Source organism: Haematomicrobium sanguinis DSM 21259 (genome assembly GCF_000688395.1).
In the GTDB taxonomy this organism is placed as follows: Bacteria; Actinomycetota; Actinomycetes; order Actinomycetales; family Micrococcaceae; genus Haematomicrobium; species Haematomicrobium sanguinis.
In genome coordinates, this window is record NZ_JIAG01000005.1 from 185,640 (window position 1) to 206,356 (window position 20,717).

20 protein-coding genes are annotated in these 20,717 nt (G+C 62.1%); 4 read left to right on the top strand and 16 right to left on the bottom strand.

Annotation, left to right across the window (positions count from 1 at the left end; all coding sequences use genetic code 11):
• Positions 1 to 53 precede the first annotated feature (53 nt).
• The 14 genes from O148_RS15220 to O148_RS0106435 form a co-directional block, all read right to left on the bottom strand.
• Positions 54 to 1,343 carry a M48 family metallopeptidase gene (locus O148_RS15220; protein ID WP_051619921.1) on the bottom strand — a complete coding sequence of 430 codons (1,290 nt, stop codon included), beginning with the start codon at positions 1,341 to 1,343 and terminating at the stop codon, positions 54 to 56.
• A 238-nt stretch (positions 1,344 to 1,581) separates the two neighbouring features.
• Positions 1,582 to 2,031, bottom strand: a complete 450-nt coding sequence (gene rplI / locus O148_RS0106370; RefSeq protein WP_026530245.1) for a 50S ribosomal protein L9 — start codon at positions 2,029 to 2,031, stop codon at positions 1,582 to 1,584.
• Positions 2,032 to 2,060: 29 nt separating this feature from the next.
• Positions 2,061 to 2,297: a 30S ribosomal protein S18 gene (gene rpsR, locus O148_RS0106375; RefSeq protein ID WP_026530246.1), complete on the bottom strand. Its 237-nt coding sequence runs from the start codon at positions 2,295 to 2,297 to the stop codon at positions 2,061 to 2,063.
• 143 nt (positions 2,298 to 2,440) lie between these two features.
• Positions 2,441 to 3,007, bottom strand: a complete 567-nt coding sequence (locus O148_RS0106380; protein WP_026530247.1) for a single-stranded DNA-binding protein — start codon at positions 3,005 to 3,007, stop codon at positions 2,441 to 2,443.
• A 67-nt stretch (positions 3,008 to 3,074) separates the two neighbouring features.
• On the bottom strand, positions 3,075 to 3,380 hold the full coding sequence (gene rpsF / locus O148_RS0106385) for a 30S ribosomal protein S6 (protein ID WP_026530248.1): 306 nt from the start codon (positions 3,378 to 3,380) through the stop codon (positions 3,075 to 3,077).
• Between the two features lie 217 nt (positions 3,381 to 3,597).
• The gene (locus O148_RS15225; RefSeq protein ID WP_075204306.1) at positions 3,598 to 4,302 is read right to left on the bottom strand and encodes a response regulator; all 705 of its coding nucleotides are present in this window, start codon (positions 4,300 to 4,302) and stop codon (positions 3,598 to 3,600) included.
• A 53-nt stretch (positions 4,303 to 4,355) separates the two neighbouring features.
• Entirely contained in the window at positions 4,356 to 5,687 is a 1,332-nt protein-coding gene (locus O148_RS15230; protein WP_075204299.1) for a sensor histidine kinase, read from the bottom strand.
• Between the two features lie 88 nt (positions 5,688 to 5,775).
• Positions 5,776 to 6,651, bottom strand: a complete 876-nt coding sequence (locus tag O148_RS15235) for an ABC-2 transporter permease (RefSeq protein WP_157374540.1) — start codon at positions 6,649 to 6,651, stop codon at positions 5,776 to 5,778.
• 29 nt (positions 6,652 to 6,680) lie between these two features.
• Positions 6,681 to 7,643: an ABC transporter ATP-binding protein gene (locus O148_RS0106410; RefSeq protein ID WP_026530250.1), complete on the bottom strand. Its 963-nt coding sequence runs from the start codon at positions 7,641 to 7,643 to the stop codon at positions 6,681 to 6,683.
• Between the two features lie 164 nt (positions 7,644 to 7,807).
• Positions 7,808 to 8,641 (bottom strand): ABC transporter permease, encoded by an 834-nt coding sequence (locus O148_RS0106415; RefSeq protein ID WP_051619924.1) that lies wholly within the window; start codon positions 8,639 to 8,641, stop codon positions 7,808 to 7,810.
• On the bottom strand, positions 8,638 to 9,639 hold the full coding sequence (locus O148_RS0106420; RefSeq protein WP_026530252.1) for a daunorubicin resistance protein DrrA family ABC transporter ATP-binding protein: 1,002 nt from the start codon (positions 9,637 to 9,639) through the stop codon (positions 8,638 to 8,640). Before O148_RS0106420 ends, O148_RS0106415 begins: the two co-directional genes overlap by 4 nt.
• A 251-nt stretch (positions 9,640 to 9,890) precedes the next feature.
• Complete coding sequence (locus tag O148_RS0106425; protein ID WP_051619925.1) at positions 9,891 to 11,450, bottom strand: bifunctional phosphatase PAP2/diacylglycerol kinase family protein; 1,560 nt, start codon at positions 11,448 to 11,450, stop codon at positions 9,891 to 9,893.
• A gap of 169 nt (positions 11,451 to 11,619) precedes the next feature.
• Entirely contained in the window at positions 11,620 to 12,921 is a 1,302-nt protein-coding gene (locus O148_RS0106430; protein ID WP_051619926.1) for an MFS transporter, read from the bottom strand.
• Positions 12,922 to 12,999: 78 nt separating this feature from the next.
• Complete coding sequence (locus O148_RS0106435) at positions 13,000 to 14,682, bottom strand: ABC-F family ATP-binding cassette domain-containing protein (RefSeq protein WP_026530255.1); 1,683 nt, start codon at positions 14,680 to 14,682, stop codon at positions 13,000 to 13,002.
• 62 nt (positions 14,683 to 14,744) lie between these two features.
• Here O148_RS0106435 and O148_RS0106440 point away from each other — a divergent pair, with 62 nt between their 5' ends.
• Complete coding sequence (locus O148_RS0106440; protein ID WP_026530256.1) at positions 14,745 to 15,743, top strand: Gfo/Idh/MocA family protein; 999 nt, start codon at positions 14,745 to 14,747, stop codon at positions 15,741 to 15,743.
• Positions 15,740 to 16,762, top strand: a complete 1,023-nt coding sequence (locus tag O148_RS0106445) for a Gfo/Idh/MocA family protein (RefSeq protein ID WP_035745147.1) — start codon at positions 15,740 to 15,742, stop codon at positions 16,760 to 16,762. Before O148_RS0106440 ends, O148_RS0106445 begins: the two co-directional genes overlap by 4 nt.
• Here O148_RS0106445 and O148_RS0106450 read toward each other — a convergent pair.
• The gene (locus tag O148_RS0106450; RefSeq protein WP_026530258.1) at positions 16,759 to 17,412 is read right to left on the bottom strand and encodes a response regulator; all 654 of its coding nucleotides are present in this window, start codon (positions 17,410 to 17,412) and stop codon (positions 16,759 to 16,761) included. The two genes, O148_RS0106445 and O148_RS0106450, sit on opposite strands and share 4 nt — an antisense overlap.
• Complete coding sequence (locus O148_RS0106455; RefSeq protein WP_026530259.1) at positions 17,399 to 18,685, bottom strand: sensor histidine kinase; 1,287 nt, start codon at positions 18,683 to 18,685, stop codon at positions 17,399 to 17,401. Before O148_RS0106455 ends, O148_RS0106450 begins: the two co-directional genes overlap by 14 nt.
• A 203-nt stretch (positions 18,686 to 18,888) precedes the next feature.
• Between O148_RS0106455 and O148_RS0106460 the strand changes: the two genes are divergently transcribed.
• Both O148_RS0106460 and O148_RS0106465 read left to right on the top strand, forming a co-directional pair.
• A complete protein-coding gene (locus O148_RS0106460) occupies positions 18,889 to 19,920 on the top strand; it encodes an ABC transporter permease (protein WP_051619927.1) in 1,032 nt (343 codons plus the stop codon).
• 37 nt (positions 19,921 to 19,957) lie between these two features.
• Complete coding sequence (locus O148_RS0106465; protein WP_035745149.1) at positions 19,958 to 20,680, top strand: ABC transporter ATP-binding protein; 723 nt, start codon at positions 19,958 to 19,960, stop codon at positions 20,678 to 20,680.
• Positions 20,681 to 20,717 lie beyond the last annotated feature (37 nt).

Below are 20,717 nucleotides of genomic sequence, written 5' to 3' on the forward strand. Positions count from 1 at the left end.
GCGATGCGCACCTTTATCGCGCGCCTCGCCTTGACCACGGGTTCAGTGGGCGCTTACCGAACCGGGGGATTCGGCGGGCTTCCGGGATCTGTGGGGGACACGCCGTCGTGCTTCTCATCGGTGAGGCCAGGCGCCACGTTGAGCGGGCGCGAAAGCAGCGGCGGGAACGTCTGTATTTGCCGGATCGTGTCCATGCCGGCGTAATCGACGCCCGGGAAGCGGCCGAACTGCTCGCCGATGCCCGCCGGGCGCTCCGTGGCCGCGGCGTCCAGCATCGCCAGAACTTGTGGGGGCGTTGGCCATTTGCGCGAAAGCTGGCTTCCCGACGGCAACGGCGAGGAGAACGCCGCATTCTTGGGCCGGAAGAAAAGCCGACCGGCGCGCGATCGGTCCATCAGTGCGTGTGCGCGCCAAGTCAGCACGGGGTGGCTCGCCAGCCAGTTCGTGAGGTGGACCCAGAGGCCCTTTTCGGTGACGGCGCGGTCGGCCATTTCGAAGATGTTGACGTCCGCGTTGAGGTATTTACCCGCGCCGAGAACGCCGATGACGCCCGGGGCTGCGTTCGGATACATGCCGTAACCGCAATTGTCCGCGGTGTATTCTTGGGCCCGCGATAGCGCTGGGCCGAGGATGGGGACGTTGGCGAAGAGGTTTGTGAAGATGAGGCGGATGTAGGAGACGTGGCCGGCCGCCAAGTGCCCTACCTCGTGAGCGAGGACAAATCGGAGCGCATCGGGATCGCGGACGCTGCCGCCCACCTCGAACAGATCCGAATACACGACCACAAAACGCCGGAACCCGTGCCCGGACGCGAATGCGTTGATGGTGCCGCTACCCGAGACGACGTATGCGTCGGGTACTTTGCGGAGCCCGTAATGAGCGGCCGCCTCCACCACCATGCGGTAGCCCTCCGGGAACTGCGTCGGTGACATGCGCACGCCCTGGGCGCGTTGCTGCGCATACATCATTGCGCGGGCAACCCAAATGATGATCGGCAATATCCCGAGGAGCACGATGAATTGCGTCGTCGGGTTGTCCGGATTCGCGAGGTCCTCGGTGCCCTCTTCCGGGGTAAACGTTTCGGTGCCGTCTTGCAGTCCGTTAATCACGCCGATCAGGCTGAACGTCCACACCGTGTAGAAGATGAGTGTGACCACCACGCCGATCCACATGAGCGGCAGCTCGCCGGGGTGCCTTATGCCGCGCGGGCCCCAGATTCCGTAGACCGTCGCCCCGTTGAATGGCGTGGGCTGCTTGATGTCCGGCAGGCCGAGCTGCGCGCCCGTTTGCGGGGGCTGCTGCCCGCCCGGGCGCGGTGGCTGCGGTGGTGGGATCTCGCTCATGTGTGTTCTCCGCTCTTTTCTCATTCCAGGCTATCGGTTGCTTTTAGCGAACCGTCTTAGGCGGCGCGGCACGTGCCGTTCCACGTGCTGGTTCGGTGCGCACCCGGTACCGCGCCCGGCGCTCCTAGCCTGAGCGCTCTCGGACAGAGCGCCCCAGGGAAAACACAAGGGCCGGCTCCCACTAGGGGAACCGGCCCGTCATGCGCCCGAAAAGTCCCGGGCTTTACTTGTGCAAGCGTTAGCCAGCCACAACCTTCAGGTTGATGGTCGCAGCGACGTCGGGGTGCAAACGCACAGACGCGGTGTAATCGCCGAGCGACTTAATGTGCTCGGGGATTTCCACCTTGCGCTTGTCGATCGAACCAAGACCGGCGGCTTCAACAGCCTCGGCCACGTCGGCGGCCTGAACCGTACCGAACAGACGACCGGAATCGCCAGCCTTCACGGTCAGCACTACCGGGTTTGCCGACAGCGCCTCGGCCTGAGCCTTAGCGTCATCCAGCGATGCGCTTTCGCGTGCGGCACGCGCGGCGCGAATGGTCTCGACCTGCTTCTCGCCACCCTTGGTCCAAGCCAGCGCGAATCCGCGGGGCAGAAGGTAGTTACGCGCGTAACCGCCCTTGACCTCGACGACGTCGCCTGGTTCGCCCAGACCGGTGACTTCCTGAGTCAAAATAAGTTTTGCCATGTCAGTTTCTCTCTTTCGCGGCTCGCGGCTTAGCGGCCTGCGCCGGAGTAGGGCAGCAGTGCAACTTCGCGGGCGTTCTTGATTGCCTGTGCGATCTTGCGCTGTTCCTGCACGGTCACGCCGGTGACGCGACGCGCACGGATCTTGCCGCGGTCGGAGATGAACTTGCGCAGCAATGCGACATCCTTGTAGTCGATGACAGTGATGTCAGCGGCCTTCAAGGGATTGGACTTTGGTTTGGGCTTGCGAATTTCAGCCTTAGCCATCGTGGAGCTCCTTGTGTTGAGTTGGAGCCCGCAGAACCTTTCTGCGGGATGGTTGCGTGAACCTGGTGTCGGCTCACATGATGTACGACGGCGCGTGGTCGCCATACCTGATAGCACTCACGGTGAGTGCCGGGAGACGGAATTTAGAAGGGTGGTTCCGAGTCGGATCCGGTGCCCCAGTCGGCGCCGCCAGCACTTGGCGTGCCCCAGGGGTCTTCGGCTTGGCTCTGCTGGCTTTGCTGGCCCTGGTTGGGTTGGCCCCAGCCCTGACCACCGGCATTTTGGCCACCGCCGCCGAAACCTCCATTGTTGTTTCCGCCGAAACCGCCGCCTTGGCCGCCCGAACGCTGGGTGCGGGTGACTTTTGCGGAAGCGTAGCGGAGCGAGGGGCCGATCTCATCGACCTCAAGTTCCATGGAGGTGCGGCGTTCGCCTTCCTTTGTCTCATAGGAACGCGACTTCAGTCGTCCTTGTGCCACAACGCGCATGCCCTTGGTGAGCGTTTCCGCCACGTTCTCGGCAGCTTCACGCCAGACCGATGCGCGCAAGAATAGGGTTTCCCCGTCCTTCCACTCATTGGTTTGACGATCAAAGGTCCGCGGGGTCGAGGCGATCGTGAAGTTCGCGACGGCCGATCCCGACGGGGTGAAACGCAATTCTGGATCGTTGGTCAGATTGCCAACGACGGTGATGATTGTCTCGCCTGCCATGATTCTCCTGGGTTGCTACCGGCTCACCGAGCCGATATCGCGTTGTCTGAAAGTTGGTGCCAGCTTATTACTTGGCACTGACTTTCTGGTCTTCGGGGCGAATGATCTTGGTGCGCATAATGGTTTCGTTCAGGCTCAGCTGACGATCCAATTCTGCGGCGGTTTCCGGAGTAGCGGTGAAGTTGACGACGGCGTAGATGCCCTCGGACTTCTTCTGGATTTCGTAGGCGAGGTGACGGCGTCCCCAGATGTCTACGTTGTCCACGGTGCCGCCATTGTTGCGGACCACATTCAGGAACTTCTCCAGAGTCGGTTCAACGGTTTTTTCCTCGACCTCTGGGTCGATGATTACCATCAGTTCGTATGCACGCATGTATGAACCCACCTCCTTTGGGCTAAACGGTCACGGTCTTTCCGTAACAGGAGGTTCAAGTGCAGTTGTCTGTGAAGAGCACAGACCTATCAATCTTACCGGACAACCGCACCCCCGCGCGACTCCTCCCCTCCCCCGCAAATTTAAGCGTCTTTCTCGGTTTTCAGCGCCAAGTACGGCGCTGAAAACCGAGAAAGACGCTTAAATTTGCTTGAGGCTAGGGGGACTTGGGGTGGATGAGCCCGGATTCGTAGGCGTACACCACGGCTTGGACCCGGTCCCGCACCCCGAGCTTGGTCAGCACCTTGCGCACATGGGTCTTGACGGTCGCCTCAGAAACGAAGAACTTTGCCGCGATTTCGGCATTGGACATACCCTCGGCGATCGCCAAGAGCACCTCGAACTCGCGTGGCGTCAAGTCCGCCAGCAACGGATCGTTGGCGGGGTCCAGCGGCTCGGGCTCGACCGGCCGGTTGCGGACATAGGTTTCCAAGAGCCGCTGGGTCACCCGGGGCGCGACAACGGCATCACCGGAAGCGACCAAACGCACCGCATCTACTAGGTCTTCGGGCTCGGTGTCCTTCAAGAGAAACGCCGAGGCCCCCGCTTGAAGCCCCTCGAAGGCGTATTCGTCGAGGTCGAAAGTCGTCAGGATGATCACTCGTGCGTGCGAGTTTGCGGTTACCTCTCGTGTGGCGGAGATCCCGTCCATATTCGGCATCCGCACGTCCATTAAGATGACATCGGGTGCCAGCACCTCGTTTTGCTTGAGCGCCTGCACACCGTCGGAGGCTTCCCCAACGATCTCCATGTCATCCTCGCCCTCAAGGATCAGCCGGAATCCCATCCGCAGCAGGTGCTGATCGTCGACGAGCAGGATCTTTATGGGGCCGCGTGGCGGCTCCGCGCCGTCCGCGTCCACGCCGTCCGCGTCCACGCCGTCCGCGTCCACGCCGGACTGGCGTTCTGCCTCACTCACAGTTTCTCCCCGCGCTCTCTTCCTTGTTCGTTCAGTATCTCTGAAGGAATCTTCAGCAGCACGTCAACGCGCCACACATCGCTCGCACCAACCTTGGGCCCCACCTCGGCCGTGCCACCGTACACCGCGGCCCGTTCCTTCATCCCCTTAATCCCGCGACCGGTACCCAGCGAGGAAAACTCTTGCGGCGTGGTGGCCGCACTGTCTCGACGCAAAAGCGAACCCATATCGTTTTCGGCAACAATCCGCACCGTATCTACCGTCACCGCAATCGACACCTCAACACGCGTCGAGCCCGGTGCGTACCGCAGGATATTCGTCAGCGCCTCCTGCACAATCCGATACACGGTCAGCCCAAACGCCGGATCGGTGGGCAACGGCGGCCCCACGGTCGTGAACGTCAACGGGAGACCGGTATGCCGGAACGTGCCGATCAGTTCGGCAATAGAGTTGCCCGCCGGAACCGGGTTCTTGCTGGGGTCGCTCCCGTCCTCGCGCAGCACGCCCAGCACCCGCCTCATATCGGCGAGCGCAGCGCGCCCGACCCCTGAAAGTTGGCCGAGCACCTCGGGCACCTGCTCCGGCCGGCGTTTTTGCAGCGAACGCGCACCCTCGGCGAGCGAAATCATGACCGAAAGCGAGTGCGCAACCACATCATGCATTTCCCGCGCGATGCGTGTCCGCTCGTGCGTTCCGGCGAGATTCTGCGCCTCGGCAACCCAGGCGGCAAGTTCCTTCTCGTGTTCGCGATCCTTGCGAATGGTGGCACCGATAAAAACCATAAGGAAATATGTCGCGGCAATGAACCCCAGCAGAATCAGGATCAGCGGCGTTCGGATCTCCGGCACGTCGCTGCGCAGCCGCTCCGACGTCAGCAAAAAGGACACGACGGCCAGCACAAAAGCCCCCAGCGCCAGCAAATACGCCAGCCGCGGCTTGAGTAGAGAACCTACCGTGTACAGCACAATGTAGGTGCCCACATAGGACGTTCCGCCCACGTTGAGCAATACCGTTGCAGCTTGCTCCAAAAGTACGACGGCGATAAACACCACGATCGGGTATCGGCGCCTAAAAAATATGGTCACCACGGTGACGACGCCCATCGCTAGCGCGAGAATTCCTTCCCCACCCGGGGACACGGCAAGGAACAGCGCGCTGAGGAGGACGGGAACGGCGGCGACCAGACACGCGAGCAAATCGGTCGCGACCGGGTGGCGACGCATGTATCGCCGAACCGGCCCGCGCCCGCGTTCATACAATTCTGCGAAGGTGCGGGCACCCGTTCGATTGCCCGCAACCTTCGCAGAAGTTGCCTCGGGTTTACTCATGGATTGAGCCTAACTCGAGTGGTAAGGGCGGGCACCGCGCTCAGGGGGTGCGCGGTGCCCGCCGGGTCGAAGAGGTCGAATCGTGTCACTACTTGATGTCGCGTGCCTTATGCACCACGACGGCCAGAATCAGCGGGATGAGAGCCCACACACCCATCGCGAGCGCCGATTGCAGTTGGGTGAGTTGACCTTCGGCCGCGTCGCCAATCGCCGTCATGGAATTACCAAGGTTCATCGGCAGGAACCGGGCAGCGTCCTGCACCCACTGCACGCTTTGGACAAAGCTCGTAATAATTGGAACGACGAACCACAGTCCCACGAGCGTCACAATGCCGCCGGCCGAATTTTTCAGCAGGGTGCCCACAGCTACCGCGAGGATCCCGGAGATGGCCACGTATAAGCCGGCCCACAAGATGGCGGAAAAGACGCCGTCATCGGCGAGGCTAAAGCCTTCACCTTCGACGCCGAGAATCGGTTGCGCCACCAGGTAGCTGGCCAGGCCGGCAAGGACGGTAATAATGAAGCCTGCAATAGCGACAATGACCGCCTTTGCCACAATGGACTGCCAGCGGGTCGGAATTGCCAAAGTGGTAGAGCGGATCGCTCCGGTCGACATCTCGGAGGCGATGAACACAACGCCGAGGGCGAGAAAGACCAGCACCCCGAAGAGCACTCCGGAAACGGGCAGACCCAAAATCATGGATCGAACCCCTTCCATGCTGGAGCCGAACTGCTCAGCCTCTTGGGGGTTCTGCTGGATGAAATTGATTTGGCTGAGCGTCGCCCACGACAGAAGAGCTGCCACCCCGACCATCACCACAAAAGTGGCGGCCAGAAGGATGGGCGTCGAGGGGACGGAGCGGAATTTAATCCATTCGCTGCTCAGCGCGCGCATGAAGTTCGGTCCAGACTGATTGCTGTGTGCTGCTGAGCGACGCTCAGGAGCTTGAGCCATGGTTGTCATTTCTGATCTCCTAATTCTTCGAGCGCCGCTTAGCGGACCGCCGCGTTATCGTCATGAGCCGGAACTTCGGGAGCACCAGGGCCGGTAGCCGCGCCTGAGTGGTACTCCACTTCGTCGCGAGTGAGGTCCATGTAGGCCTGCTCCAGCGACGCTTGGATGGGGGTGAGTTCATAGATCAGGATGCGGTTATCGAGTGCAGCTTGCGCGATCGACTTGGGATCCAGTCCCGCGACCGTCAGCACGTTCGGCTCCACCGACTGCACGCTGACACCGTCTCGGGCAAAGATCTGGCCCAGCGCGTCCGGGCTTTCGGTTGCCACGCGCACGGTCTGGCGACCCTTAGAGGCCAAAATGTCCGCAATTGGGGCGTCAGCAATGATGCGTCCGCGTCCAATAATGACCAGGTGATCCGCGGTCTGCGCCATCTCGCTCATTAAGTGCGAGGACAAGAAGACCGTGCGCCCCTCGGCAGCGAGTCCGCGTGCCAGGTTGCGCACCCACATCACGCCTTCGGGATCCAAACCGTTGACCGGCTCATCCAAAATCAGCGTGTGCGGATCACCCAGGAGAGCAGAGGCGATACCCAACCTCTGCCCCATACCGAGCGAGAACCCCCCGGCACGCTTCTTCGCCACTTGGGTCAGCCCGGTGATCGAGAGCACCTCATCGATCCGGGATTTTTCGATGCCGTGGGTTGCGGCCAGAGACAGCAAGTGATTGCGAGCGCTCCGGCTCGTGTGCACGCCCTTGGCATCCAACAGCGCACCAATTTCCCGCAACGGCGCATGCAACTGGTTGTACTGTTTCCCGTTTATGGAAACGGCACCGCCGGTGGGTTTATCCAGCCCCACCATCATGCGCATGGTCGTGGACTTTCCGGCACCGTTGGGCCCCAAGAAGCCGGTAACTTTACCCGGCTGAACGTCAAAAGAAATGCCACTGACGGCCTGCTTATCGCCGTAGCGCTTGCTGAGATTGCGAACTTCAATCATGTCCCGCCCCAATTTCGACTGTGGTGATTATGTCCCTTCCAGCCTAGGAAGCTCGCGGGAGAAAAGGGATGCTCGGAAGAATGAAATGGGCCGCGGCGCCTTCACCCTTATGGATGAGAGAAAGCACCACGGCCCATGACTTCTGGTTGAGACGGTGCCCAGCGCTAGCGCGAGCTAATAGCCCTAAACCGAGCGGTAGCCAGCGGCACAAAGATGACCAGCAGGATCGCCGACAAGACAACGACGCCCAGAATCGAGTTCTGCATGAGCCAGGTATCGGGCACCGGCATGGTGCCCGTATTGCCAAACAGTTCACGCGTTGCCTGACCCAGCGCAGACACCGGGTTCAGGTTTTCGGCAAACCAGCGCAACGGTCCGGGCAAGCTCGCGCTCATGACAAACGCATTGGAGATCATGGTGATTGGAAACAGAATGATGAAGCTCGCATTATTAATGGTTTCCGGCGAGCGCACCAGCATCCCCAAAAGGCACATCACCCAGCTAAACGCATAACTGAAAAGCAATAGCAGTGCCATGGCGACGAAGAATTCACCCAGCCCCTTATTGAACCGCCATCCGACCACAAACCCCGACAACACCATGATCAGCAGGGACAGCGCGTTTAACACCAGGTCGGAATTTGTGCGCCCAATGAGCACCGCGGTCGGCGACATCGGCAAGGTGCGAAAACGATCAATCATCCCGGATTTGAGATCTTGGGCCATAAACGAACCAGAAAACGTCGCCCCAAAAACCACGGTCTGGGCAAAAATACCGGCCATCAAATATTGGGTGTAATCGATACCCTCAATGGGAATTGCATTTCCATACACCTGGGTGAACAACAAAATAAACATGATCGGCTGAATGATCGCAAAGATGAGAATATCGGGCGATCGCCACATGCGCAGCAGATTACGCTTGGTCACCACCCAGCCGTCCGAGATCCAATTTACGACGGCGGGGCGCGCGGCAGGTGCCAGGGTGACGGTGCTCATTTGGTGACCTCTTTCTCGCGAGGTGAGGGCTCGTCGTCGTTCTTTTCTTCCTCCGCCACGTGCCCGGTGAGCTTGAGGAACACGTCATCCAGTGTGGGCCGGCGCATGCCTGCGTCATGGAGGGCGATTCCCGCGTCCTCCAGGTCCGCGAGCACGCGCTGGAGGACGGCGGGCCCGTCGGTGACCGGAATGTGCACGGTGCGGCCGTCGCCAGAAATGCGCGCCTCGCCGTTGCCGTGCCGCTCCAGGATCGCGCGGGTGCCTTCGATGTCCGCCGCATCCACGAGCGTGACCTCAACCTGGTGTCCGCCGACCTGGGCCTTGAGCTGGTCGGCGGTACCCTCGGCGATCACCTTCCCGGTGTCGATGACCGAGATGTGGTCGGCGAGCTGATCCGCCTCCTCCAGGTACTGCGTGGTCAAGAGCAAGGTGGTGCCGTCGGAGACGAGGTTGCGGATGATGTCCCACATCAGGATGCGGCTACGCGGATCGAGTCCGGTAGTCGGTTCGTCCAGGAACAGCACGCGGGGCTTGATGACCAGGGCGCAGGCCAGGTCGATACGCCGACGCATGCCGCCGGAGAAGCCCTTGACCGGGCGATTTCCGGCTTCGGTGAGATCGAAAAGGTCGATGAGTTCGTCGGCACGGGCGCGGGAGGTCTTCGCGTCGATGTGGTAGAGCCGGGCGACCATGTCCAGGTTTTCCCGGCCGGTCAGGTTTTCATCCACGGCCGCGTACTGGCCCGAGGCGCCAATGATGCGCTTGATCGCTTGGGGTGTCTTGAGCACGTTGATGCCGTCAATGGTGGCGGTGCCGCTGTCTGGTTTGAGGAGTGTGGTCAGGACCTTGACGGTGGTGGTTTTTCCGGCCCCGTTGGGACCGAGCAGCGCCTTGACGGTCCCCTCCGGTACTTCGAGGTTCAGCCCGTCGAGGGCGTGCACCGGCCCGCTCTTGGACTTGTAGGTTTTGCGCAATTCGTGCGCTTCAATCAATGGCATGGGTGCCTCGGTTCCCCTTTGCGGTGGCGAGTGTGGGTACAGCTACGGTGACAAACTCACGATATATCGTGAGTTGTCCGGTTGGCAAGAGTGACCTTCATGATTTTGGCAGGAAGGGGGCGCGGACGTCACGCGCATGCGGTCAGTATGCGGCCACCTACGGTCCGCAATCCAAGTTGGCGCAGATCGCCGAAGTTGTACGGAATTCCGTACAACTTCGGCGATCTGCGCCAACTTTTTTCTTGGGGCGGCTAAATGCCGAAGGAGTAGACATCGATCGCTTTCGGCTCCACCCGAATCTGCACGCGCGTGGCGTTGTCATACACCTCGCCGTCCACCGCGAAGCTGAACGGCACGTCGGAGGACGCCTCGAACGTTGGCTTATGCTCAAAGACCGTCGCCTTGGAGCGCTCCAACGTCCCGGTCAACGCCGCCCAAATGGTCCGTACTTGAGCCCACGGCAAGGACGCGCTGACGCTACGGATATCCAGCAAACCATCGTTGATCGAGGGGCGCACCAACGGCGCCAAATCCTCCGGGTAGTACCGTCCGCGTCCCACGAAAACCATCCAAACCTTGCGGACTCCGCCGCCCACATTGAGCACGGTCGGACGAGCCCGCACAAACGTCTCCAGCCCGGCGAGCAACCCGGCAACCGGTTTGCCAAGCACCCCTTCAAGGCGCTCCCGGCGCCGCACGAGCTCGGGATAAACCCCCACACTTGCGGTGTTCAGCATGGTGACGGTGCGGGAAGAAGGTGAGGCATCGCCGTCGTTCTTTGTGGCACCGGAGGCAAATTCCAAGGTGACCTGGCCCAAGTCGGAGCGCACGACGCGCCCCAGGCGCGCGGCCTCCAGCGCGCTGTCCGGACTCTCGACCGCGACATCGCGCGCATAGTGATTGAACGTGCCACCGGGCATGACCATGAGCGGCAAATCCTTATCGGCGGCCACGTCGGCAACCGTGCCAGCGGTGCCGTCGCCGCCCCACACGCCGAGCATAGTGAGTCGGGAATCGTCAGCGAGCGCGGTCAGGATATCGGATTTGAGGTCGTGCCCCTCGCGCAACTCGACAAAGGTGGCCTCCGGCATGTTCTCGTGGAGCCAACCCTCGACGCCCTCGGTGTAGGAGCCGCCGTGCGGGTTGACGACCATGAGCATCCCCTCGCCGCTCTCGGGCAGGTGCTGGCGCTGGCCCTTCTCCAGTTCGCGGTGCGGGATCGGCGGGCGCAGCGTCCACCAGTGCCGGGTGAGAAATCCGCAGCCCACCCCGAGCGCAGAGCCGATGAGCACGTCGGAAGGCCAGTGCGCCCCGGTGTGCACGCGCGAATACGCCACCGCGGCGGCCAGCGGCACAAAGACCAGCCCGAGCCGCGGTGAATTGATGGTGACTGCGGTCGCGAAAGCAAACGCCGACGCGGAATGCCCGGATGGCAGCGAGGAACTACCCGGTTGCGGGTTCAGGAAGCGGAAGACCGGAAGATCCTGCTCATGCGGGCGGCGGCGCGGAAGCACGCGCTTGAGCACCCCGCTCGTGATCGCGGACGCAACACCCACCGAAAGCAGGCCCCGAATTGCGGCCTGGCGCGGGTTGCCCTTGACCGCATACATCGCCGCCGCGGAACCGATCCACAGTTTGGAATGATTCGCGGCGTTCGTCAGGGCCAGCATGGCGCGGTCAATCTCGCCCTGGGGCAGTTTGCCGATCTGTCCTATCCCGGCCCGATCCCACGCGCGCACCAGCGCATTGACCCGCTTGCCGTGCGACTGCACGTGCCGGAACCCTCGTTTCGCCTTTTCCCGCTTCGACATAGTCCTCCCCTTCCCTCAGGTTTTGAGTTTACGTCCCGACGGGCAGGTGGTGTCGCGGCATGATGCCGCCCGGCCGTCGCGGCACCTCCGGACCGTCCGAGTTGTACCAGATCACCGAAGTTGTACGGGATCCCGCACACTTTTGTTAATCTGCGCCTACTTAGTGGGGTTAGGGGAGGGAGAGCGGGCCGGTTTCCGGTCGACGCGGTTCCCCGTCCGATCCAGCCGGTCCCGCCGCGCCCGGCGCCTGCGAGTGTGCCGGAATCGCGGGCCGCACCAGCAACATCGAGAGCAGCATCGGCACCGCAATCACCAACAGCGCGTTGCGGATTCCCCAGTGGTCGCCCAAGAATCCGAGCAGCGGCGGCCCTGCGAGGAAGGCGATGTACCCGATAGTCGCAATGACGGAAACGCGAGCGGCGGCGCGCTTCGGATCATCCGCGGCTGCGGACATCCCCACTGGGAACCCGAGCGCCGCCCCAAATCCCCAGAGCGCGGCCCCGGCCATCGCGAGCCAGAGCCACGGTGAGAACACGAAGATCACGAGCCCGACCAACGCCACGGCAAAGCTCGCATACAGCGCCGGTGCACGGCCAAAGCGGTCCACCACGGCGCCGCCGACGTATCGGAAGAGGGTCATCGCGCCCACGAACACGGCGAACATGATCGCGCCGACCGCTTCGGTCTGATCCAACCCGGTCACGGTGGCCTTGGCGATCCAGTCGTTCGCGGCGCCCTCGGTGATCGCCGCACCCAACACCATGAACCCGATCGCCAGGATCCGCGGCTCCCGCCACGCGGCAAATCGACTGATGTTCGACGGCGCGTCCCCGGCTTGACCACGCACCTCGCCGCCGCCTGGCTCACCAAGGTGAGCATCGCCGTCGTGCGTTTGTGGGGTGGCCACCGGAAGGAACTTTGCGGTGGCCCACAGAATGATCGCGACCTCGGCGATGGCAAGGCCGATCAAGTGCGTGGATAACGAGATGTTGAGGCGCGTCAAGAGCCAGCCGATGAGCGCGCCGACAACCGCTCCGCCGCTGAAGGCCGCGTGCATTTTGGGCATGTAGGTTTTGCGGGCGAGCCGCTCGACTTCGGCGCCCTCGATATTTTGGGCGACATCCCAGAGGGCGATGCCCATGCCGAAGATGAACAGGCCGATTCCGGTGACCGCGAAGATGCCGATGCTCAAGCCAAGCGCCATCACGAGGGCACCGACGCCACAGATGATTGCGCCGAGGCGGACGGTGTTCGCGGTGCCGACCCGCGCCGCGACGGAGCCCGCGAGCGGGAGGGTGATGATGGAGGCGATCGCGCCCATGATGAGCAAGAGACCGGTTTGGCCGTCGGTGATGTTCAGTGCGCTGGAGGCCGCCGGAATACGGGCGGCCCAGCTGGCGAAGGCCAGGCCGTTCAGCCCAAACACCACCATCGTTGCCCAGAGTGCTGAGCGCACGCGGGATTCGGTCATGATTGGCCCCTCTATGGCGGTGTGACTGTGGATGGCAGGTAGTGCGCCCGAATGGACTGTTGTGGCAGTCCTGGCAGTTTAGCGCTCGCGGGCGACGCGAGCCTCATTCCAGACGGGCGCGTCCGATTCGTAGACATTTCCGTCCTCGCCGAAGACGAGGAATCGTTCGAATTCGTTCGCGAACCAACGGTCGTGGGTGACTGCGAGCACCGTGCCCTCGAATGCGGCTATGGCCGCTTCGAGCGCTTCCGAGGAATCGATGTCCAGGTTGTCGGTGGGCTCATCGAGTAGGAGCAAGGTGGCGCCGGAGAGCTCGAGGAGCAGAATCTGCAACCGCGCTTGCTGACCTCCGGAGAGCGAGTCATAGGTCTGTTCGGCTTGGCGGGCTAGGCCGTAGCGGTCCAGGACTCGACCGGCTTGCTCACGGCCCATTCCGGCGCGACGTTCGTCTCCGCGGTGCAGAATGTCGATGAGGGTGCGGGCGCTCAGGTCTTTGCGGACGTGGGTTTGGGCGAAGTAGCCCGGACGCACGCGAGCCCCGAGCTTCGCGGTGCCGCTGTGCTCAACCGGGTCGATCTCGATTTCGGATACCGGGAGGTGTTCGCTTTCGGGTGCGGTGCCGCCGGAGGCAAGCAGCCGCATGAAGTGGGACTTCCCGCTACCGTTAGAGCCGAGAATGGCCACCCGGTCGCCGAACCAGATTTCGGCGTTGAAGGGTTTCATCAGGCCGGTGAGTTCGAGGTTGCTCACCACGATGGCGCGTTTTCCGGTGCGACCGCCGGATAACCGCATCGACACCTTTTGCGCGAGTGGTACTTCTTCGGGTGGTCCGGCGGCCTCAAACCGTTCCAGCCGGGTCTTTGCGGCCTGGTAGCGCGAGGCCATATCCGAGTTGTAGGCGGCCTTGTTCTTATACATGAGCATGAGTTCGCGCAGTTTTTGCTGCTCTTCGTCCCAACGCAATCGGCGTTCGGCGAGTTTGGCGTTGCGGTCTTCGCGCGCCTCGAAGTAAGTGGCAAAACCGCCGCCGTGCGTCCAACTGCTGGCACCGGCTTTTCCCGGCTCCAAGGTAATGATGCGGCTCGCGGCGCCGGCGATGAGAGCGCGATCGTGGGAGATGAAGAGTACCGACTTGTCGGTTTCTTGCAGTTGGCGCTCCAGCCAGAGTTTTGAGGGGACGTCGAGGTAGTTATCCGGCTCGTCGAGGAGGAGCACGTCATGGTGCGAGGTGAACAGCGCCTGAAGGAAGAGCCGCTTCTGCTCGCCGCCGCTCAACGTTGCCGCGTTGCGGTACTGTGCGCGGTCATAGTCGATGCCGAGCGCGTGATGCGTCACGAGGTCCCACTGGGTTTGTTGATCGTAGCCGCCCACGTCCGCCCAATCGGCGAGCGCGTTCGCGTAGGCCATCTGGGTTTTCTCGGTGTCCTCGACCATCATCGCCTCTTCGGAGCGCGCCAATGCGAGCGCGGCGTTTTTAATGGCCGGCGTTGCGGTGAGCAAGAGCAAGTCCCCGACCGTCATGTCCGCGCCCGCCGACCCGATGAATTGCGGCATGTATCCTACCGTCCCCGAGGTGGTGACCGCGCCCGCATGAGGGGTTAGCTCCCCGGCCAGAATGCGCAAGAGAGTGGTCTTGCCGGTACCGTTGGGACCAATCAGTGCGGCCCTATGGGATTCGCCGACGCGAAACGTCACACCGTTCAACAGTTGCCTGCCGTCGGGTAAAGCGTATTGAATAGATCCGACATCTATGTGTCCCATCTCACTATCATCACAAACCTGATTGATTTTTACCAATCAGTGCGGTTTGAGAAAGGTTTGGCGTGAGCCAACTCAAAGTAGGTATCGTCGGGGCCGGCGGTATTTCCAATGCACACTTACCGTCCTGGGCCGCCTACGGCGCAGACATCACCGCGTACTCGCTTGATGGCAAAGCCCCCGAATTAGTGGAACGTCATGGCGCCGGGGTCGCCGTGGACTGCCTGGAGGAGCTGTTAGACGCGGTGGATGTCGTGGACATTTGCACGCCGACCTTTGCGCACACCGAGGTCGCCCTGGCAGCCATCGCAGCGGGCAAGGATGTGCTGTGCGAGAAGCCGCTTGCGCTCACCGTCGAGGATGCCGAACGCATCGCGGCCGCGGCAAAGGACAAGGGCGTGCAGCTCTATCCCGGACATGTGGTCCGCTACTTTCCGCAGTACGCCGCGCTCAAGGCCGGAGTGGATTCCGGGGAGATCGGCGAACCCGCGGTTTTACGTTATTTGCGTGTCGGCGAGCGGCCTGGACAAGGTTGGTTTGCCGATCCGGCACTCTCCGGAGGGATCATCATGGACCAAATGATCCATGACCTGGATTCCGCCTACTGGATTGCCGGGGAGGTCGCTACCGTCTACGCCCGGTTAATCGATTCAGACCCGCAGTTGACTCACCGCGGCACCTGTACGGCGCAAGTCACCATGACACATACCAGCGGTGCCATCAGCTACATCACTGGAGTGTGGGGCCGGGTTGGCACGGCGTTCCGCTACAGTTTCCAAGTCGCCGGAACCAAAGGGCTCTTGGAATTCGATTCGGCAAAATCCAACACCTACATGGTGGATTCGGGGACTCAAGAGGACGGTGCCGGAGGGCTCCTTCCCGGGTTTGCGATGATCGACAGCCCCTTCTACGCAGAAATCGGCGAAATGGGCGACGCCTTTACCGGCGGCAAAACACCCCGCGTCTCGGCAAGCGATGGTGTGATGGCCGTCAAGCTCGCCCACGCCGCCAACCAGTCCATAGCGTCCGGCCGCGCCGTCTCGATGGAGGAAATCTCACGATGAAACCCTTGAAAATTGGCGTCATGTCCTTTGCCCACGTGCACGCTGGCGGTTACGCCTACATGCTCAACTCCATGCCGGATGTTGAGGTCGCCGCCAGCGACGAGGACTACCCCCAACGCCCGCAAACGGAATCCGGTGGCGCGCAGTTCGCCAAGGATCTCGGCATTGACACCTACTTTGACACCTACCAAGAACTCTTGGACTGGGGTCCGGACGCGGTCGTCATCTGCGCCGAGAACTCCAAGCACCGCGAACTCACCGAACGCGCCGCCGCCGCAGGAGTGAACGTGCTGTGCGAGAAACCGATCGCCACCTCGGTGGAAGACGGCCAGGCAATGGTGGATGCGTGCCGTGAGGCCGGTGTTCAGCTTATGATCGCCTACCCGGTCCGCTTCTCCGCTGCGTTCAACCGCCTTCAACGCGACTACGATGACGGAAAACTCGGCGAAGCGGTTGCCGTTTCGGGAACCAATAACGGCGGTGTCCCGGTCTCGCGACGCGCCTGGTTCGGTGAGAAGGAGCTTGCCGGCGGCGGCGCGATTACCGATCACACCGTGCACGTGGCGGATCTGTTGGATTCGCTCTTTAACGGGAGCGCCGCGAAAGAAGTGTACGCGGTCAGCAACCATATGATCCGGGCCGATGAGACCGATCTGGAAACTGGCGGGCTGGTGTCCATTACCTACGAGAACGGCGTCATTGCCACGATCGACGCGTCCTGGTCTAAACCCGTGGGGTACCCGACGTGGGGCGGGCTGACCCTCCAAGTGGTCGGAACCGGCGGCATCGCGGATATCGACGCCTTCGGTCAGCGCGTTGACGGTTTCTCCGCGGTCACCGGTAAAACACTGTGGCACGGGTTTGATCCCAATAGCGATAAGACGCTCTTGCGCGCATTCATCGATGCCGTACGGAGCGGTAATCCAGCCCAACCCGATGGCGAGTCCGGTTTACGCACCATGCGCATCGTCCAGGCCGCCTACGAGTCCTTGGAGTCAGGGCAGCCGGTCACGCTCTAACGGATGAGGCGGCGGGCACGCGCTTCGGCCACCGCGCCGGAGCGCGAGTCCACGCCCAGCTTAGAAAAAATGTGTACCAGGTGGGTTTTGACGGTGGACTCAGAAATGAACAACTTCTGGGCAATAGCTCGATTGGACTCGCCCGCGGCAACCTCGGCCAGGATTTCACTTTCGCGGGCCGAGAGGGCGGCGGCCGGATTACGTAACCGTGCCGCCATCTGTTGCGAAATGCGGCTCGAGAACGCGCTTCCCCCGGCCACGACCGCCACGAGCGCCTCACGAATCTGTTCCGGGCTTGCGTCTTTGAGCAGATAACCGGAGGCGCCCGCGTCCAGGGCGGCCAACACGTCCGATTCGGCGTCAAAGGCCGAAAGAATCACTACCGGAATCCGGTTGCCGTCCCTGACCAGCTGGCGCGTGAGGTCGATTCCGGACATGCTCTTGGTGATCCCAACCCCTTCCCCCAGATTCACGTCCATGAGGATGACTTCCGGAGCCGAGGTCCCGGCGAGCGCAAGCTCCCGCACCGCCTCCTCGGCACTACCGGCCTGAAGGGTGACGCGAAAATCGGCGAACCCGTCAACGAGCGCTTGCAATCCGGCACGCACCACCGGGTGGTCGTCCACGAGCATGACCTCATGCATTGCCATCGTTCATCCCCAATTCCACCGAAACACTCGTGCCAGACCCCCCGGCACCCGAGTGGCTCTCAAGCGCCACCCTGCCGCCCAAGGCGAGCACGCGCCGTCGTAATAAATCTATGCCGCGCCCCCGGCTCCGTTCGGCGTCCGCCTCACTCATTCCCGCGCCGTTGTCCACGATGTCCAGGCGCACGCCCGGCGTGAAAAAACTGAGAGTTACGACGGCGATGCTCGCCTTGGCATGCAGGATCACGTTGGAAAGGGAAGCCCGGGCGGCATTCTGGAGCACATCGTTCCACGAATCGGGGAGTGCCACGGGATCGCCCTCAATCACGAGGTCAATCCGCAAGGTCGGCTGAGCGATCTTCGCCTGGGCGCGCACTTGATCCACCGTTTCCTGGATCCGCGCGCTCGTTTCTTGGGAGGGCGCGCCAAGCTCGCGGACGAGCCGCCGTGTGTTGACCAGCGCCAACTGCGCACTCTGTTCGATGGTGCCGAGAGTTTCAGAGCCTCCGGGGCTCGCGCGTGCCATGAGCACAATACTCGCCAGTTCCTGGGCGATGGTGTCATGAACTTCCGCGGCTATGCGCTCGCGCTCGGCCAGGCGAACCGCGGTGCGTTCGGCGGCCGCGAGATCGGAGCGTGCCGCGCGCAGGTGTTCAAGTGCCAGGCGCTGCGCCTCAGCTTCGGCGAGAAGCGCGCGGTACACCTGAAAGACCACGATCGCGAGCGCCGCGCCGATGAGTGTTCCGAGAAGCGCGGCGGGTATGGCGAAGGCGGTGTCACCCAGAATGGTGTGCGTATTCGCCAGGATGACCGTGGCAGCTACGCCGAGGAGCCCCCAGCGCGGACCCAGCACGTGAAGACACAGAAAAAACATGGGGAACGCCAGCCACATGAAGTTTTCCGAGAGCACGACGAGAATGCCCCACATCGCGAAAGTAAGGGCAAACCATAGTCGGGTGGCGCGCGCCGTGTTGATCTCACGCAACTCTGCAAAGCGGCGTTGGGCGCGGCGCATTCGGCCCTGCGCGTACCGCTTTTCTAGAACCGTTCCGGCCAGGTACACGATGGCGAGCATAATGCTCACGGCAATGACTGCGGTCCGCTGACCCGCCGGTAACGCCGAGTCAGCGATGGTTCGGTACATACCGAGCCCCAGAAGTAGGGCAAAAGTGACGTGCAGAGCTACCCGCATCTGAATCAGGATGCGAGATGACGAGGGTGAGGTTTCCCGAACTACGGCAATTTCCGGTGCCGGATCCTCATCGAATGTGCTCATGAATCCAGGGTAATTCCCCGCTCTGACATTCTGGACTGCTCGAGGTGGGATTGCGAGTAGCACTTTTGGACTACCCAGGTCCGATCCTTTGCTCGATGTACACCGTATTTAACCGCGCGAGAGTGGATATAGAGGTCCAAACGGCCCTACGAATTTCCAGGCCGCAGACGTTGCGGCAGAGGCGGTAGAGAGTGTTTCTAGCAATGCGCGAGCTTCGATTCGCTCGCACTCGGTTTGTTCTCTTGGGCGCGGTTGTCGCGCTCATTTCCACGCTCTTGGTCATGTTGACCGGGCTGACGGCCGGGCTGGCGTCACAGTCGGTATCGGCGGTGCGGGATTTGGATGCCGATCGCGTGGTCTTTTCCACCGGCGAGGGCGCGAGCCCCAACTTCACCGAGTCCGCGTTAAGTGCGGATCAACTGGAGAAGTGGAAGATGGCTCCGGGTGTCACCTCGGTCAGCCCCATGGCGATCTTGCAAGGTAAAGCGGAGTCCGCGGATTCCACCTCCGTCAATGTTTCGGCGTTTGCGGTATCGGGTGAAAAGACGCCGCAGGGGGTCTCCACCGATTCCACCGTGATTTCGCAAACCATCGCCGATGATTTGAAAGTCGCAGCGGGGGACACAATCTCGCTGTTCGGCTCCAACTATCGGGTTGACCGCGTGGTTGCCAATGAGTCCTACAGCCACACACCGGTCATGTGGATCCCTCTTCAAGCCTGGCAAGAGGTCACCGGAACCGATGCCGCCGCGAGTGTGCTGTTGGTGGACATCGTTGCGGGTGCGGACCCGATCGTCGCCGGGACTGAAGCCCTCACACCGAGCGCCGCGGTGAGCGCTGTGCCGTCCTTCAAGTCGGAGAATGGCTCGCTCGTGCTGATGCAAGTGGTGCTTTACGGTGTGAGCTCCCTGGTTGTTCTCTCCTTTGTCTCGCTGTGGACGCTGCAGCGCAGTCGCGACCTCGCCGTGTTGAGGGCCCTGGGCGCCTCACGTGGATTTCTGCTGCGCGACTCACTGATCCAAGCCGCTGTGGTCTTGATTGTCGGTGCGGGATTAGGGGCCCTACTCGGTTGGCTGCTGGGGCTCGGTGCGGCCGCCGTGGTCCCGTTGGAGCTTGGCGGCGCGACCGTCATGCTCGTGGTCTGCGGGCTGGTTGGTCTGGGACTGGTGGGTTCAGCCCTTGCCCTCAGCCGGATCCGCAAGACCAATCCCATGCAGGCACTCGCCAGCAACTAAAGAATCGCCGCCCAATTCCACGAAGGAAACAAAAACAATGACTCACAACCCTGATCACACAGGCGCGCCGACCTTGCGTCTGGAAAACGTCACGGTGGAATACCCCGACGGCACCGGTATCCTCCGAGCCGCCGACCATGTGACCCTCTCCGCGAAGAAGGGCGAACTTGTGGCGCTAAGCGGGCCAAGCGGTTCGGGCAAGTCCACGGTGCTTTCGGTGGCTGCCGGGCTCCTGCAACCCAGCTCCGGCTCCGTCCACATCAACGGCACAGACATGTACGGGCTTTCGGGCCGTGAACGCGAAATATTCCGTGCAAAGAATATTGGTTTTGTGTTTCAGCAACCCAACCTCCTTCCGGCGTTGACCGCCCAAGAACAGTTGGAACTGGTGCCTCTGCTCCAGGGTGCCGATGAGTCTGCAAACGCGCGCCGTGAACGGGCCGCCGACTTGCTGGATAGCGTTGGTCTGGGGTCACAGCTGAAGCGCCGCCCGGCCCAGCTTTCCGGCGGTCAAAAGCAGCGCGTCAATATTGCGCGGGCTTTGATGGCGAACCCGGATGTGTTGTTGATTGACGAGCCGACGAGCGCCCTCGATCACGAACGCAGCGAACTGATCATGGACCTGTTGGCAAGCCTGGTTCACGAGCGAGACGTCGCCGCCATTCTGGTCACCCACGATCGCTCCCAACTTGGAAACTGCGATCGCGTGGTGGAGATTGCTGACGGCCGCATCCGCACCGCCGAACCCGCCCTCACTTAAACTCGTTTCGCATCCCCGTACCGCGTTTTGAGAGCCG